Source organism: Leclercia sp. LSNIH8 (genome assembly GCF_002920195.1).
GTDB lineage: Bacteria > Pseudomonadota > Gammaproteobacteria > Enterobacterales > Enterobacteriaceae > Enterobacter.
In genome coordinates, this window is sequence record NZ_PQJY01000007.1 from 219,415 (window position 1) to 235,655 (window position 16,241).

Sequence of the window (16,241 nt, forward strand, 5' to 3'; positions counted from 1 at the left end):
CTGCAACAGGCAATCCAGGAGCACACGCTGTGACCACTTCAACGAAAACCATTCTGACTGCAGCCCACTGGGGGCCGATGCTGGTCGAGACCGACGGCGAGACGGTGCTGTCATCCCGCGGCGCGTTGCCGACAACGTATCCCAACTCCTTGCAGACCGCGGTGCGCGACCAGGTGCACAGCAAAACGCGTGTGCGCTGGCCGATGGTGCGTAAGGGCTTTCTCGCCTCGCCGGATAATCCGCAGGGGGTGCGCGGGCAGGATGAGTTTGTGCGCGTAAGCTGGGATGAGGCGCTGACGCTTATCGATGCGCAGCATAAACGTATTCGTAAAAATTATGGCCCGTCGTCGATTTTCGCCGGTTCGTACGGCTGGCGTTCCAATGGCGTGCTGCACAAAGCCGCAACCCTGCTCCAGCGCTATATGAGCCTGGCGGGTGGCTATACCGGCCATCTGGGGGACTACTCCACCGGTGCGGCGCAGGCCATCATGCCGTATGTGGTGGGCGGTAACGAAGTGTATCAGCAGCAGACCAGTTGGCCGCTGGTGCTGGAGCACAGCGAGGTGGTGGTGCTCTGGAGCGCCAACCCGCTCAACACCCTTAAGATCGCCTGGAACGCCAGCGACGAGCAGGGCATCTCCTATTTCGACGCGCTGCGTAAAAGCGGCAAGCGCCTGATCTGCATCGATCCGATGCGCTCCGAAACCATGGATTTCTTTGGCGAGCGCGCCGAGTGGATCGCCCCGCATATGGGCACCGATGTGGCGATGATGCTCGGCATCGCCCATACGCTGGTTGAGAACGGCTGGCAGGATGAAGCGTTTCTTGCCCGCTGTACCTCCGGGTATGAAAAGTTTGCTGACTACCTGCTCGGAACGACGGACGGTATCGCCAAAACCGCCGAGTGGGCCGCCGATATTTGTGGCGTTCCGGCAGATAAAATTCGTGAACTGGCGGCGTTGTTCCACAATAACACCACCATGTTGATGGCGGGGTGGGGGATGCAGCGCCAGCAGTTTGGTGAGCAAAAACACTGGATGCTGGTCACCCTCGCGGCGATGCTCGGCCAGATTGGTACGCCGGGTGGCGGCTTTGGCCTGTCGTATCACTTTGCCAATGGCGGTAACCCGACGCGTCGGGCGGCGGTGCTGGCCTCAATGCAGGGCTCGGTCAAGGGCGGTACCGACGCGGTGGATAAGATCCCGGTCGCCCGCATTGTGGAAGCCCTGGAAAACCCCGGCGGTTTTTATCAGCACAACGGCCTGGATCGCCACTTTCCGGATATTCGCTTTGTCTGGTGGGCAGGCGGGGCCAACTTTACCCATCATCAGGATACCAACCGCCTGATCCGCGCCTGGCAAAAACCGGAGCTGGTGGTGATCTCCGAGTGCTTCTGGACCGCGGCGGCGAAGCATGCCGATATCGTGCTGCCGGCGACCACCTCGTTTGAACGTAACGACATGACCATGACCGGCGACTACAGCAACCAGCATATGGTGCCGATGAAGCGGGTCGTACCGCCGCGCGATGAAGCGCGTGACGATCTTGATGTGTTTGCCGAGCTGAGCGAGCGCTGGGAGCAGGGCGGCGGCGAGCGTTTCACCGAAGGTAAAACCGATCTGGAGTGGCTGGAGACGTTTTATGAGATTGCCGGGCAGCGCGGCGCGGCACAGGGAGTGACCCTGGCACCCTTTGCCGAGTTCTGGGAAGCCAATGCTATCGTTGAAATGCCGGAATCTGAGGAGAACGCCAGGTTCGTGCGCTTTGCGGATTTCCGTCGTGATCCCGAGGGCCATCCGCTTAAAACCGAAAGCGGCAAAATCGTGATTTACTCAGAGCGCATCGCCAGCTTTGGCTATGCCGACTGTCCACCTCACCCGATGTGGCTGGCGCCGGACGAGTGGCATGGCAATGCTGAGCCGGGGCAGTTACAAATTCTCTCTGCCCATCCGGCGCATCGTCTGCACAGCCAGTTGAACTACTCTGCCCTGCGCGAGCAGTATGCGGTGGCCGGACGCGAGCCGGTGACGCTGCATCCGGATGATGCGAAAGCGCGCGGCATTGCCGATGGCGACGTGGTCCGCGTCTGGAACCATCGCGGCCAGGTGCTGGCAGGCGCGGTGGTCAGCGAGGGCATTAAGCCGGGGGTGATCTGCATTCATCAGGGGGCATGGCCGGATCTGGATCCTGATAACGACGGGATTTGTAAGAACGGGGCGGTCAATGTGCTGACCAAAGATCTCCCCAGCTCGAAGCTGGGGAATGGCTGCGCGGGAAATACCGCGCTGGCGTGGCTGGAAAAATATCAGGGGCCAGCGCTTACGCTGACGGCGTTTGATCCGCCTGCCAGCTCATAAGCCAGGTCGGGTGTTGGGTATCTTCCTGCCAGGCGCTGTCTTCAATGCGAAAGCCCTGAGCGTGATAGAAATTCACCGCCCGATTGTTCTTCTGGTAGACCTCAAGACTTAAAGAGGGGTAGCGCTGCTGAACATGTTTTATCAGCGCATGCCCGATCCCTTTACCCGCAAAGGCCGGATCGACAAACAGCGCGCCGATAAACCGCAATTCCATCACGCTGATAAACCCGCGAAGCTGGCCTTTCTCTTCCCATACCCATGTCTCGGCCGACGGCAGGTAAACCTCTCGCACCACCGCTTTGCTCTCCAGCCAGTATTGCGCATCGATAAACGGATGGGCGACGGTGGTGCTCTCCAGCCAGAGTGCCAGCAGGGGCTCGACATCGTCATTGAGCCATTTGCGGATCATGTTGACCTCCGGGGTGACAGTGGCAGGCGGTGACGTGATCGTTGACCAGTCCGCAGGCCTGCATAAAGGAGTAACAGATGGTGGTGCCAACGAATTTAAAGCCGCGCTTTTTCAGCGCCTTCGACAGGGCATCTGAGGCTGGCGTAGAGGTGGGGATCTCTGCAAGCGTCGTCGCCTGGGTCACCTGCGGGGTGTTATCGACAAAAGACCAGACGAAATCGGAAAAGCGCTCGCCGTTCTCTTCCATCGCCAGATAGGCCCGGGCGTTGCCGATAATAGCTTCGATTTTGCCGCGATGGCGGATAATCCCCGCGTCCAGTACTAACCTGTCGACATCGGCGGAAGTCATCCCGGCGACAAGGACCGGATCAAACTGGTGAAAGGCCTGACGATAGTTTTCCCGTTTTTTAAGCACGGTGATCCAGGATAAACCGGCCTGCTGACCTTCGAGACAGATCATCTCGAATAAATGCTTTCCGTCAGTTTCCGGTACACCCCACTCTTGATCGTGATAGGCGATATAAAGCGGATCCTGGCTAACCCAGCCACAACGTTGCATCGTTTCTCTCCCTATTTGCTCCTGAAATTACAAAAATTTCAATCGACCCGGCTTGACGTGTCACCTAAAGAGACAATAGTTAATACAGGTTGATACGCAACATCCCTCATGTTGCAACCTGGCCTCAATTAAACAAACACAAATGTCGCCGAACTCGGCTCTTCTCTGGAGTCGCTTTGATGATGATAAAAAATATCAGTGGCCGCCATGCCGTGACAGGTATGGCGAGCTTGTTGGCCTGTCTGATTTCAGGCAACACAGCAAACGCCTGGCAACAGGAATATATCGTTTCGGATACAAAAAGTAATACCACCGAGCGTTATACATGGGACGACGATCACCAACCGCGTTATGAGGACATTCTCAAAGAGCGGATCCTCTCCTCGCAGAATACGCCCGGTTTAGCGCTGAATTTACCTGATTCTTCTCCTGTGGAGGCGACCAGCTCAATGAGTGTGGGCTGGAGTATTCCCGTGGCCCGCCGTTTCACGACCGGACCGGTTGCCGCCTGGCACTATGACGGCTCCACGCCCAATATGTACAACGAGTTTGGCGATAGCGTGAACACGCAGTCGTTGATCGACCCGCTGTGGCACGCCAGCGTAAGTACGCTCGGCTGGCGCGTGGACACGCGCGTCGGCGATGTGCGACCGTGGGCGCAAATCAGCTATAACCAGCAGTTCGGTGATAACCAGTGGAAAATGCAGTCCGGCCTGGGACGCCTGATGCCGTCCACCCAATACGGTAACTGGATGGATGTCACCGTCGGGGCCGATATGCTGATCAATCCTTATATGGCGGCCTATGCCTCGATGTCGCAGGCTGAAAATATGACCGCCGGCGAGGATTATCTCTATACCCTCGGCGTCAGCGCCAGATTCTGAATTAGCCACGTAAATCGCCTGTGCAGCACCGGAAGCGAGCCTTCTCCGGTGCGGTTCAGACGGTTGTCCAGGCCATTCATTCCTGATTTTCGGCATTTCATTCCGCGCCCTCTGCATTTCATGCCGTTTTACCCCTGGTAAGGTAAGGTTTTGGATATCGTTGTCAGCAGTGAATTTCCCTTTTTTCTGCTGCAGGACAACTGCCATGAACACTTCAACTTACAACCGCACCCGCTGGCTGACCCTCTTCGGTACTATCGTGACCCAGTTCGCTCTGGGGTCGGTCTATACCTGGAGCCTGTTTAACAGCGCCCTTTCCGACAAACTCAATGCCCCGATAAGCCAGGTGGCTTTCTCCTTTGGTTTGCTGAGCCTGGGCCTGGCGCTCTCTTCGTCCATCGCCGGTAAATTGCAGGAACGCTTCGGCGTGAAGCGCGTCACGATGGCTTCCGGTGTGTTGCTGGGGCTGGGCTTCTTCCTGACCGCATATTCCAACAATCTGATGATGCTGTGGCTGAGCGCCGGGGTGCTGGTCGGGTTGGCAGATGGCGCAGGTTATCTCTTAACCCTGTCGAACTGTGTGAAATGGTTCCCGGAGCGTAAAGGGCTGATCTCCGCCTTTGCCATCGGTTCTTATGGCCTTGGCAGCCTGGGCTTCAAATTTATCGACAGCCAGTTACTCGCCACCGTCGGCCTTGAAAAGACCTTTATGATCTGGGGCGCAATCGTGCTGGTGATGATCCTGTTTGGTGCTACCCTGATGAAAGATGCGCCGCAGCAGGAGGTGCAGACGGTCAATGGCGTAGTCGAGAATGACTTTACGCTGGCCCAGTCGATGCGTAAGCCGCAGTACTGGATGCTGGCTGTGATGTTCCTGACGGCCTGTATGAGCGGTCTGTATGTGATTGGCGTGGCGAAAGATATCGCCCAGGGGATGGTGAAACTGGATGCGGCAACAGCGGCCAACGCGGTAACCATTATCTCTATTGCTAACCTCTCTGGTCGCCTGGTGCTGGGGATCCTCTCCGATAAAATTGCCCGTATCCGTGTCATTACCCTCGGCCAGGTGGTTTCACTGGTGGGAATGGCGGCTCTGCTTTTCGCCCCGCTCAACGAAGTGACCTTCTTTGCGGCTATCGCCTGCGTCGCGTTTAACTTCGGCGGCACCATCACCGTCTTCCCGTCGCTGGTCAGTGAGTTCTTCGGCCTGAATAATCTGGCGAAAAACTACGGCGTCATTTATTTAGGTTTTGGTATCGGCAGTATTTGCGGTTCGCTTATTGCTTCGCTGTTCGGCGGTTTTTATGTGACTTTCTGCGTAATATTCGCCTTACTTATCATTTCGCTGGCCCTGTCCACCACTATTCGTCAGCCGCAGCGTGAAGCATTGCAACAAGCGCATGCTTGATTGAAACTTCCTCTAAGGGCCGGATATTCCGGCCTTTTTTGTTTTTGTAGAGTGTAAAGAACAGGCCGTTGGTATGCCATCGGACTTGTTTTTTTGTAAATATTTGCAGGGATCACATTCTCTGCTGCCACTTTTTCTTTTCCCTGTGGTCTACTTACCGCGCTTAAAGACGTTTCTGACAACGTACTCCCAGGCAATGAAATAACCTGTTCACTTTTTTGACCAAGAGTGAAGCGGCTCTACTTTACCTTTTTCCAGGTTGCATTAATGAAATATATCAAAGCGATGACGCAACAAAAGCTCAGCTTTTTACTTGCGTTGTACATCGGCCTGTTTATGAATGGCGCAGTTTTTTTCCGTCGGTTTGATGGTTATGCGCAAGACTTTACCGCCTGGAAAGGAATCGCTGCGGTCGTTGAACTGGTTGCCACGGTACTGGTTACCTTCTTTTTACTGCGTTTGCTGTCGCTGTTTGGCCGCCGTGTCTGGCGGGTACTCGCCACGCTGGTGGTGCTGTGCTCGGCGGGTGCCAGCTATTACATGACCTTTATGAACGTGGTGATCGGCTACGGCATTATTGCCTCGGTGATGACCACAGATATCGACCTCTCGAAAGAGGTGGTCGGTTTACACTTTATTCTCTGGCTGGTTTGCGTGAGCATCCTGCCGCTGCTGCTTATCTGGAACAACCGCTGCCGCTATACGTTGTTGCGCCAGCTGCGTACTCCCGGACAGCGCACCAGAAGCGCCGCGGTGGTGGTGCTGGCAGGCTTAATGGTCTGGGGACCTATCCGCCTGCTGGATTTACAGCAGAAGAATGTTGAGCGTACCTCCGGCGTGGATATGCCGAGCTATGGCGGCGTGGTGGCGAACTCCTATCTGCCTTCCAACTGGATCTCCGCGCTGGGGTTATACGCCTGGGCGCAGGTGGATGAGTCTTCCGACAATAAATCGCTGATGAATCCGGCGAAGAAATTCACCTATCAGGCGCCTGCAGATCTTGATGACACCTACGTTGTCTTCATTATCGGTGAAACCACGCGCTGGGATCACATGGGTCTTCTGGGCTATGAGCGGGATACCACGCCGAAGCTGGCGCAGGAGAAAAACCTTGTCGCCTTCCGCGGTTACTCATGCGATACCGCGACCAAACTCTCGTTGCGCTGCATGTTTGTGCGTGAGGGCGGGGCGAGCGATAACCCACAGCGGACGCTGAAAGAGCAGAACGTTTTCTCAGTGCTGCGTCAGCTGGGCTTTACCTCCGATCTCTATGCGATGCAGAGCGAGATGTGGTTCTACAGCAACACCATGGCCAATAACATCGCCTACCGTGAGCAGATCGGCGCTGAGCCGCGTAACCGCGGTAAGAGCGTGGACGACATGCTGCTGATCGACGAGATGCAACGCTCGCTGGAGGGCAACCAGGACGGTAAGCATATGATCATCCTGCATACCAAAGGGTCGCACTTTAACTATACCCAGCGTTATCCACGCAGCTTTGCGAAATGGACGCCGGAGTGTAAAGGCGTGGATAAAGACTGCAGTAAACAGCAGTTGATCAATTCCTACGACAACTCGGTGACCTATGTGGATCACTTTATCGACAGCGTGATTGACCAGGTGCGCGATAAGAAAGCCATTGTTTTCTATGCCGCCGACCACGGTGAGTCGATTAACGAGAAAGAGCACCTGCACGGTACGCCGCGCAAGATGGCCCCGCCGGAGCAGTTCCGCGTACCGATGATGGTGTGGATGTCTGATAAGTATCTGGAGAACCCGGAGAAAGCCAAAATGTTTGCGCATCTTAAAGCGCAGGCGGATATGAAAGTGGCGCGTCGTCATGTTGAGCTGTACGACACCATTCTCGGTTGCCTCGGTTATACCTCGCCGGACGGTGGAATTAACGAGAATAACAACTGGTGTAAAGTGCCGGACAGCACGGCGAAAGCCGCAAAGTAACAGGTCTGGCGACTTTATAGCCGATCGAAAGGCTTTTGCAAAATAAGGGATTGACGGAGGCAGAGCGTAGCAGTAAGATGCGCTCCGCATTCGGCGAGTAGCGCAGCTTGGTAGCGCAACTGGTTTGGGACCAGTGGGTCGGAGGTTCGAATCCTCTCTCGCCGACCACATTCGAAAACCCCGCTCTTTGAGCGGGGTTTTTTGCTTTTACGGGTTACAGTAATACGCCCCATCAGAACGTTATTATTCAAAAGTAATCAAAATAGCGGTTACCGCGCTTTCCCCCTGCCTGTTAACGATTATGTGACATATTCCATTGTATTTTTTTATATATGGAATGATCTTTTTTCGCGTTGCTTATACATAACCTCAGCATTTTCCCCTGTGCGTTTTAACGTTCACGGCATTTAGTGCGCAGATAATCGCCATTCCGTAAGAAAATTTACCCCGGTTGAATAAATGTTAATCACTGGTTGTAGCAGAATGCATAGAGAGTTGTGCTGCATCATGGCGGGTAGCATAAATTTCCCTGCTGAAAATAGGCCCCGGTGGTTTTTTTAATCTTTGTTTGCCAATTCTCACACTTAGCGTAAATCCCCGTCACCTGTATTGACGTTTTCACATTCTGTTGACAGATTGTAGGGCACGAGGGGCATTTCAGGGAGGATCTGCGCTGCAACTCAGTCGCTCTTCTGAAAGGAATCTCCATCCCTTATCACGCCTTAGGGCAACACCGACCAGACCGGGTAAAAAAAAATTAAAGGTCAGGCGGAGTAACACAACAAAAACATCACATTGGAGCAGAATAACAATGAGTATTTCCTTGAAGAAGTCAGGGATGCTGAAGCTTGGTCTGAGCCTGGTAGCCATGACTGTCGCAGCAAGCGTACAGGCAAAAACCCTGGTCTACTGTTCTGAAGGCTCGCCGGAAGGCTTTAACCCACAGCTCTTTACCTCTGGTACAACGTACGACGCAAGCTCTGTACCTATCTATAACCGTCTGGTTGAATTCAAAACCGGTACTACGGAAGTTATTCCGGGTCTGGCAGAGAAGTGGGACATCAGCGAAGACGGCAAGACCTACACCTTCCACCTGCGCCCGGGCGTGAAGTGGCAGGACAGCAAAGAATTTAAACCTACGCGCGACTTTAATGCCGACGACGTGGTGTTCTCCTTTGACCGTCAGAAAAATGCCCAGAACCCGTATCACAAAGTATCCGGCGGCAGCTATGAATACTTTGAAGGGATGGGTCTGCCGGATCTGATCAGCGAAATCAAGAAAGTGGACGACAACACCGTTCAGTTCGTGCTGACCCGTCCGGAAGCGCCATTCCTGGCTGACCTGGCTATGGACTTCGCCTCTATTCTCTCTAAAGAGTATGCGGATAACATGCTGAAAGCTGGCACCCCGGAGAAAGTTGACCTGAACCCAATCGGTACCGGTCCGTTCCAGCTGCTGCAGTATCAGAAAGACTCCCGCATCCTGTACAAAGCGTTTGAAGGTTACTGGGGCACCAAGCCGCAGATCGACCGTCTGGTCTTCTCCATCACGCCTGACGCCTCCGTGCGTTACGCCAAGCTGCAGAAGAACGAGTGCCAGGTGATGCCGTACCCGAACCCGGCTGACATCGCGCGCATGAAGCAGGATAAAAACATCAACCTGATGGAGCAGGCGGGTCTGAACGTCGGCTATCTCTCCTTCAACACCGAGAAGAAACCATTTGATGACGTGAAAGTGCGTCAGGCGCTGACCTACGCGGTGAACAAAGAAGCGATCATCAAGGCCGTTTATCAGGGCGCTGGCGTTGCTGCCAAGAACCTGATCCCACCAACCATGTGGGGCTACAACGACGACGTTAAGGATTACACCTATGACGTTGAGAAAGCGAAAGCACTGCTGAAAGAAGCGGGCCAGGATAAAGGCTTTACCGTTGAGCTGTGGGCGATGCCAGTACAGCGTCCTTACAACCCGAACGCGCGCCGTATGGCCGAAATGGTTCAGGCTGACTGGGCTAAGATTGGCGTTCAGGCCAAGATCGTGACTTACGAGTGGGGCGAGTACCTGAAGCGTGCTAAAGCGGGTGAGCACCAGGCTGTGATGATGGGCTGGACCGGCGACAACGGGGATCCAGATAACTTCTTCGCGACCCTGTTCAGCTGCGCCGCGGCGAAAGATGGTTCTAACTACTCTCGCTGGTGCTACAAGCCGTTTGAAGATCTGATTCAGCCGGCGCGTGCTGCAGAAGATCACAACAAGCGTATCGAACTGTACAAACAGGCTCAGGTTGTCATGCATGAGCAGGCGCCAGCGCTGATCGTGGCTCACTCAACCGTGTACGAACCAGTGCGTAAAGAAGTTAAAGGCTATGTGGTTGATCCACTGGGCAAACACCACTTCGAAAACGTCTCTGTTGAATAATTAAAAGCGTAAGGGGTGCGACAGCACCCCATGCCCGGCGGCGCTGCGCTTGCGCGGGCCTACAAATGTAGGCCGGGTAAGCGCAGCGCCACCCGGCAGTAGTTTTGTGAGCAATACAGACGTCGCGCCTCCAGGCGTACGTCATTAGAGAGAATCCGGGTTATGTTGCAGTTCATCCTCCGACGTCTGGGACTTGTTATCCCCACGTTTATCGGTATCACCCTTCTCACCTTCGCTTTTGTCCATATGATCCCCGGTGACCCGGTAATGATTATGGCGGGCGAGCGTGGCATTTCTCCTGAACGTCATGCACAGCTGTTGGCCGAACTGGGGCTGGATAAGCCGATGTGGCAGCAGTATCTCCACTATATCTGGGGTGTGATGCATGGTGATTTGGGCATTTCGCTGAAAAGCCGTCTTCCGGTGTGGGAAGAGTTCGTACCACGTTTTAAAGCGACGCTGGAGCTCGGTGTCTGCGCCATGATTTTTGCTGTCGCCGTTGGTATTCCGGTGGGCGTGCTGGCTGCGGTGAAACGTGGCTCCATCTTTGATCATACTGCCGTTGGCCTGGCGCTGACCGGCTACTCCATGCCTATCTTCTGGTGGGGCATGATGCTGATTATGCTGGTTTCGGTGCAGCTGAACCTGACGCCTGTCTCAGGGCGCGTCAGCGATATGGTCTTCCTCGATGACACCAATCCGCTGACCGGCTTTATGCTGATCGACACGGCTATCTGGGGTGAAGAGGGCAACTTTATTGATGCGCTGGCGCACATGATCCTGCCTGCGATGGTGCTCGGGACAATCCCGCTGGCGGTCATCGTGCGTATGACCCGTTCGTCGATGTTGGAAGTGCTGGGCGAGGACTATATCCGTACTGCCCGCGCCAAAGGACTGACCCGTATGCGGGTGATCATCATTCATGCCCTGCGCAACGCCATGCTGCCGGTGGTCACGGTTATCGGCCTGCAAGTGGGAACGCTGCTGGCAGGGGCGATTCTGACCGAAACCATCTTCTCCTGGCCGGGCCTGGGCCGCTGGTTGATTGACGCGCTGCAGCGCCGTGACTATCCGGTGGTGCAGGGCGGTGTGTTGCTGGTGGCGACGATGATTATCCTCGTCAACCTGCTGGTCGATTTGCTGTACGGCGTGGTGAACCCGCGTATTCGTCATAAGAAGTAAGGGGCCATCATGTCACAAGTTACTGTAAATAAAGCTGCACCGGTGCCAATGACGCCGATGCAGGAGTTCTGGCACTACTTCAAACGCAACAAAGGCGCGGTGGTAGGGCTGGTATACGTTTCCATCATGATCCTGATTGCCGTGTTTGCGAACGTGCTTGCGCCGCATAACCCGGCGGAGCAGTTCCGTGATGCGCTGCTTGCACCCCCGGTATGGCAGGACGGCGGCACCCTGACGCATCTGCTGGGTACCGATGACGTGGGCCGTGATGTGCTTTCCCGTCTGATGTACGGCGCACGTCTGTCGCTGCTGGTTGGCTGTCTGGTGGTGGTGCTGTCGTTGATCCTCGGCGTGGTGCTGGGCCTGATCGCCGGTTACTTTGGCGGCCTGATTGATAACACCATCATGCGTATCGTCGACATCATGCTGGCTCTGCCAAGCCTGCTGCTGGCGCTGGTGCTGGTGGCGATCTTCGGCCCGTCAATCGGCAACGCCGCGCTGGCTCTGACCTTTGTTGCCCTTCCTCACTACGTGCGATTAACCCGCGCGGCGGTGCTGGTGGAAGTGAACCGCGACTACGTTACCGCCTCTCGCGTGGCGGGCGCTGGCGCGATGCGTCAGATGTTCATCAACATTCTTCCAAACTGCCTTGCGCCGCTGATTGTTCAGGCGTCGCTCGGTTTCTCTAACGCCATTCTCGATATGGCCGCTCTTGGCTTCCTTGGCATGGGTGCGCAGCCGCCAACACCGGAGTGGGGCACCATGCTCTCCGACGTGTTGCAGTTCGCGCAAAGCGCCTGGTGGGTCGTGACCTTCCCGGGTCTGGCGATCCTGCTGACGGTGCTGGCATTTAACCTGATGGGTGATGGTCTGCGTGATGCACTTGATCCCAAACTGAAGCAGTAAGAGGCACGAGATGGCGTTATTAAATGTAGATAAATTATCGGTGCACTTCGGTGACGTAGGCTCCGAGTTTCGCGCCGTAGATCGGGTCAGCTACAGCGTAAATCAGGGTGAAGTGGTCGGCATCGTAGGCGAGTCCGGTTCCGGTAAATCGGTAAGCTCTCTGGCAATCATGGGACTGATTGATTTCCCTGGCCGCGTGATGGCGGAAAACCTGGAATTTAACGGGCAGGATCTGAAGCGCATTTCCGAAAAAGAGCGCCGCAACCTGGTCGGTGCCGAAGTGGCGATGATCTTCCAGGATCCGATGACCAGCCTTAACCCATGCTACACCGTGGGCTTCCAGATTATGGAAGCCATTAAGGTGCACCAGGGCGGCAACAAGAAAACCCGTCGTCAGCGGGCAATCGATCTGTTGACCCAGGTGGGTATTCCGGACCCGGCCTCGCGTCTGGATGTCTATCCGCACCAGCTCTCCGGCGGGATGAGCCAGCGCGTGATGATCGCCATGGCGATCGCCTGTCGGCCAAAACTGCTGATTGCCGATGAACCGACAACCGCGCTGGACGTGACCATCCAGGCACAGATCATCGAGCTGCTGCTGGAGTTACAGCAGAAAGAGAACATGGCGCTGATCCTGATCACCCATGACCTGGCGTTAGTGGCCGAAGCCGCGCATAAAATCATCGTGATGTATGCCGGGCAGGTTGTGGAAACCGGCAGCTCGCACGATATCTTCCGCGCACCGCGTCACCCCTATACCCAGGCGCTGCTGCGCGCACTGCCGGAGTTTGCCCAGGATAAGGCGCGCCTGGCGTCACTGCCGGGCGTGGTACCGGGTAAATATGACCGCCCGACCGGCTGTCTGCTGAACCCGCGCTGCCCGTATGCCACGGACAAATGTCGCGTTGACGAGCCGGCGCTGAACACCGTGGACGGCGGCCGCCAGTCTAAATGTCACTACCCACTTGATGACGCCGGGAGGCCGAACTATGAGTACGCATGAGGCCACCATGCAACAGCCGCTGCTGCATGCTATCGATCTGAAAAAACACTACCCGGTGAAGAAGGGGCTGTTTGCCCCGGAACGTCTGGTGAAAGCGCTGGACGGCGTCTCCTTTACCCTCGAGCGCGGTAAGACATTAGCGGTGGTGGGTGAGTCCGGCTGCGGGAAATCCACGCTGGGTCGCCTGCTGACGATGATTGAAACCCCGACCGGGGGCGAGCTGTACTATCAAGGGCAGGATCTGCTGAAGCACGATCCCGACGCGCAGAAACTGCGTCGCCAGAAAATCCAGATTGTCTTCCAGAACCCCTATGGTTCGTTGAACCCGCGTAAAAAAGTGGGGCAGATTCTGGAGGAGCCGCTGCAGATCAACTCCACGCTGAGTAAAGAGCAGCGTCGCGAGAAGGCGCTGGCGATGATGGCGAAAGTGGGGCTCAAGACTGAGCATTACGATCGCTATCCGCATATGTTCTCCGGCGGTCAGCGTCAGCGTATCGCTATCGCCCGTGGTCTGATGCTCGACCCGGATGTGGTGATCGCCGATGAACCGGTCTCCGCGCTGGATGTTTCCGTCCGTGCGCAGGTGCTGAACCTGATGATGGATTTGCAGCAGGATTTAGGTCTGTCGTATGTCTTCATCTCTCACGACCTCTCAGTGGTAGAGCATATCGCGGATGAAGTGATGGTGATGTATCTGGGCCGCTGTGTGGAGAAGGGAACGAAAGATCAGATCTTTAATAACCCGCGCCATCCTTATACCCAGGCGTTGCTCTCTGCGACCCCGCGTCTGAACCCGGATGACCGCCGGGAGCGTATTAAGCTGACCGGCGAGCTGCCAAGCCCACTCAATCCGCCGCCGGGGTGTGCATTCAACGCGCGCTGCCGCCGTCGTTTTGGGCCATGTACCCAACTGCAACCGCAGTTGAAAGACTACGGCGGACAACTGGTGGCCTGCTTTGCGGTGGACCAGGACGAAAATGGCGAGAAGCCTCACGCATAAGTGAAAAAAACCGGCGAATTCGCCGGTTTTTTTATTGGCTTGCGCGACGCTATTTCCGTAAACGGATTTGATCGACAGCGTGCTTTTCGCTCTTGGTGAGGATCAGGCTGGCCCGCTCGCGCGTTGGCAGAATGTTCTCTTTCAGGTTCACATAGTTGATCTCATTCCACAGTGCGGTCGCCACGTTGACTGCCTCCTCTTTCGAGAGCTGGGCGTAGTTGTGGAAGTAGGAGTCAGGATCGGTGAACGCTCCTTCGCGGAACTTCAGGAAGCGGTTGATGTACCAGCTTTGCAGTAAATCTTCCGGGGCATCGACATAAATAGAGAAGTCAACAAAGTCGGAGACAAAGACATGATGCGGGTCATGAGGATAGTCCATCCCGCTTTGCAGAACGTTTAACCCTTCCAGAATCAGAATGTCCGGCTGGACCACGGTTTTGTCCCCGTCAGGGATACGGTCATAAATCAGGTGCGAATAGACCGGGGCCGTAACGTTCGGCACGCCGGATTTCAGATCCGACACGAATTTCACCAGACGGTGCATATCATAAGAGAGCGGGAAGCCTTTCTTCTTCATCAGACCGCGCTCCTTTAACACCTCGTTCGGGTGCAGGAAGCCGTCGGTGGTGATCAGCTCAACGCTGCGATGCTCTGGCCAGCGGCTCAGCAGCGCCTGCAGTACGCGCGCGGTGGTGCTTTTACCCACGGCCACGCTGCCAGCAATACTGATGATATAAGGAATGCGCTGCCCGTTAGTCCCGAGGAACTGTTCCAGCACGGCCTGTCGACGAAGGTTGGAACTGATATAGAAATTCAGCAAACGTGACAGAGGCAAATAAATTTCAGCCACTTCTTCAAGCGACAGGTCTTCGTTTATCCCTTTTAACCGTGCGATTTCGCCTTCCGTTAAGGTCATCGGGACGGAGTCACGCAGAGCAGCCCACTGGCTGCGGCTAAACTGGAGATAAGGCGTCATTAACGTTTGCTCTTTTTTGCTCATAAGCATGCTTGAGTGAGCCATCGCATCCCACAACAGAGGCTGGGTAGGGGGGAGTGGCACATCATTGATTAGTTAATTTTGGACAATGGGCAGGAGGTTAACACCAGATGAGCCGAATAATAAGAAAAAAAGTGGCCCCGTGTTGCGTTAAGCGGGAATCGTCACAGACCGGGTTTGAGCCCATTACGGGACAGCATATGGTGAATATTTGCGCGCGTCTGCCTGAAAATACAGCGTTATTCACTCTTCTAGCACAAAATGTGAGCGAAAGAACAATTTATGCAAATTTTTAGTTGCATGACCGCCCATGTCTCCATAGAATGCGCGCTACTTGATGCCGACTTAGCTCAGTAGGTAGAGCAACTGACTTGTAATCAGTAGGTCACCAGTTCGATTCCGGTAGTCGGCACCATCAAGTCCGGTGGGGTTCCCGAGCGGCCAAAGGGAGCAGACTGTAAATCTGCCGTCACAGACTTCGAAGGTTCGAATCCTTCCCCCACCACCACTTTCTGGCAGCGTTAACGCCGCCGGAGTTGGTTGAAAAAATTAACCAGCTCGAACTTAAAAAGAGAGAAATCTCTTTTTTTGTTACAGAAAGAACTGGGTAGCCGAGTTTCAGGATGCGGGCATCGTATAATGGCTATTACCTCAGCCTTCCAAGCTGATGATGCGGGTTCGATTCCCGCTGCCCGCTCCAATACGTGCTGATATGGCTCAGTTGGTAGAGCGCACCCTTGGTAAGGGTGAGGTCCCCAGTTCGACTCTGGGTATCAGCACCACTTCACTTCTCCCTCCCATTTCTCTCTGTTTCAATTTAAATGTATTCAACAGTTCAGGCATTTCGCCTGGTTGATGTGGTGATATCACCGATTTATCCGTGTCTTAGAGGGACAATCGATGTCTAAAGAAAAGTTTGAACGTACAAAACCGCACGTTAACGTCGGTACTATCGGCCACGTTGACCATGGTAAAACAACGCTGACCGCTGCAATCACTACCGTTCTGGCAAAAACCTACGGTGGTTCTGCTCGTGCATTCGACCAGATCGATAACGCACCAGAAGAAAAAGCTCGTGGTATCACCATCAACACTTCTCACGTTGAATACGACACCCCGACTCGCCACTACGCACACGTAGACTGCCCAGGCCACACG

13 protein-coding genes and 5 tRNA genes are annotated in these 16,241 nt (G+C 55.1%); 15 read left to right on the forward strand and 3 right to left on the reverse strand.

What is annotated here, in order from left to right:
- The first annotated feature begins 29 nt into the window (after positions 1–29).
- On the forward strand, positions 30–2,357 hold the full coding sequence (locus C3406_RS19450) for a molybdopterin guanine dinucleotide-containing S/N-oxide reductase (protein WP_103824364.1): 2,328 nt from the start codon (positions 30–32) through the stop codon (positions 2,355–2,357).
- Here the strand turns inward: C3406_RS19450 and C3406_RS19455 are convergent.
- The gene (locus C3406_RS19455) at positions 2,320–2,766 is read right to left on the reverse strand and encodes an N-acetyltransferase (RefSeq protein ID WP_103824365.1); all 447 of its coding nucleotides are present in this window, start codon (positions 2,764–2,766) and stop codon (positions 2,320–2,322) included. The two genes, C3406_RS19450 and C3406_RS19455, sit on opposite strands and share 38 nt — an antisense overlap.
- Positions 2,744–3,325, reverse strand: coding sequence for a DNA-3-methyladenine glycosylase I (gene tag / locus C3406_RS19460; RefSeq protein WP_103824366.1), 582 nt, complete (start codon positions 3,323–3,325; stop codon positions 2,744–2,746). Before tag ends, C3406_RS19455 begins: the two co-directional genes overlap by 23 nt.
- 179 nt (positions 3,326–3,504) lie before the next feature.
- Between tag and C3406_RS19465 the strand changes: the two genes are divergently transcribed.
- From C3406_RS19465 to dppF, 9 genes are all read left to right on the forward strand, one after another.
- Complete coding sequence (locus C3406_RS19465) at positions 3,505–4,209, forward strand: autotransporter domain-containing protein (RefSeq protein WP_103824367.1); 705 nt, start codon at positions 3,505–3,507, stop codon at positions 4,207–4,209.
- 205 nt (positions 4,210–4,414) lie between these two features.
- Positions 4,415–5,617, forward strand: a complete 1,203-nt coding sequence (locus C3406_RS19470; protein ID WP_103824368.1) for an L-lactate MFS transporter — start codon at positions 4,415–4,417, stop codon at positions 5,615–5,617.
- 267 nt (positions 5,618–5,884) lie between these two features.
- Complete coding sequence (eptB, locus tag C3406_RS19475; protein ID WP_103824369.1) at positions 5,885–7,576, forward strand: kdo(2)-lipid A phosphoethanolamine 7''-transferase; 1,692 nt, start codon at positions 5,885–5,887, stop codon at positions 7,574–7,576.
- 91 nt (positions 7,577–7,667) lie between these two features.
- A tRNA-Pro gene (locus tag C3406_RS19480) sits at positions 7,668–7,744 on the forward strand.
- Positions 7,745–8,387: 643 nt separating this feature from the next.
- Positions 8,388–9,995: a dipeptide ABC transporter periplasmic-binding protein DppA gene (dppA, locus tag C3406_RS19495; RefSeq protein ID WP_103177792.1), complete on the forward strand. Its 1,608-nt coding sequence runs from the start codon at positions 8,388–8,390 to the stop codon at positions 9,993–9,995.
- Positions 9,996–10,157: 162 nt separating this feature from the next.
- Positions 10,158–11,177: a dipeptide ABC transporter permease DppB gene (gene dppB, locus C3406_RS19500; protein ID WP_103177793.1), complete on the forward strand. Its 1,020-nt coding sequence runs from the start codon at positions 10,158–10,160 to the stop codon at positions 11,175–11,177.
- 9 nt (positions 11,178–11,186) lie between these two features.
- Positions 11,187–12,083: a dipeptide ABC transporter permease DppC gene (gene dppC / locus C3406_RS19505; protein WP_103177794.1), complete on the forward strand. Its 897-nt coding sequence runs from the start codon at positions 11,187–11,189 to the stop codon at positions 12,081–12,083.
- Positions 12,084–12,093: 10 nt separating this feature from the next.
- Positions 12,094–13,086 (forward strand): dipeptide ABC transporter ATP-binding protein, encoded by a 993-nt coding sequence (gene dppD / locus C3406_RS19510; RefSeq protein WP_103824372.1) that lies wholly within the window; start codon positions 12,094–12,096, stop codon positions 13,084–13,086.
- Positions 13,073–14,086 carry a dipeptide ABC transporter ATP-binding subunit DppF gene (gene dppF, locus C3406_RS19515; RefSeq protein ID WP_103824373.1) on the forward strand — a complete coding sequence of 338 codons (1,014 nt, stop codon included), beginning with the start codon at positions 13,073–13,075 and terminating at the stop codon, positions 14,084–14,086. Before dppD ends, dppF begins: the two co-directional genes overlap by 14 nt.
- 49 nt (positions 14,087–14,135) lie before the next feature.
- On the opposite strand, the gene coaA is transcribed toward dppF, so the two are convergent.
- Positions 14,136–15,086 (reverse strand): type I pantothenate kinase, encoded by a 951-nt coding sequence (gene coaA / locus C3406_RS19520; RefSeq protein WP_103177797.1) that lies wholly within the window; start codon positions 15,084–15,086, stop codon positions 14,136–14,138.
- A gap of 336 nt (positions 15,087–15,422) precedes the next feature.
- On the opposite strand from coaA, the gene C3406_RS19525 reads away from it, so the two are divergent.
- The 5 genes from C3406_RS19525 to C3406_RS19545 all read left to right on the forward strand — a co-directional run.
- A tRNA-Thr gene (locus C3406_RS19525) sits at positions 15,423–15,498 on the forward strand.
- A gap of 8 nt (positions 15,499–15,506) precedes the next feature.
- A tRNA-Tyr gene (locus C3406_RS19530) sits at positions 15,507–15,591 on the forward strand.
- 117 nt (positions 15,592–15,708) lie between these two features.
- Positions 15,709–15,783, forward strand: a tRNA-Gly gene (locus C3406_RS19535).
- 6 nt (positions 15,784–15,789) lie between these two features.
- Positions 15,790–15,865, forward strand: a tRNA-Thr gene (locus tag C3406_RS19540).
- Positions 15,866–15,983: 118 nt separating this feature from the next.
- On the forward strand, positions 15,984–16,241 hold a 258-nt coding region (locus C3406_RS19545; protein WP_233210576.1), incomplete at its 3' end, for a GTP-binding protein.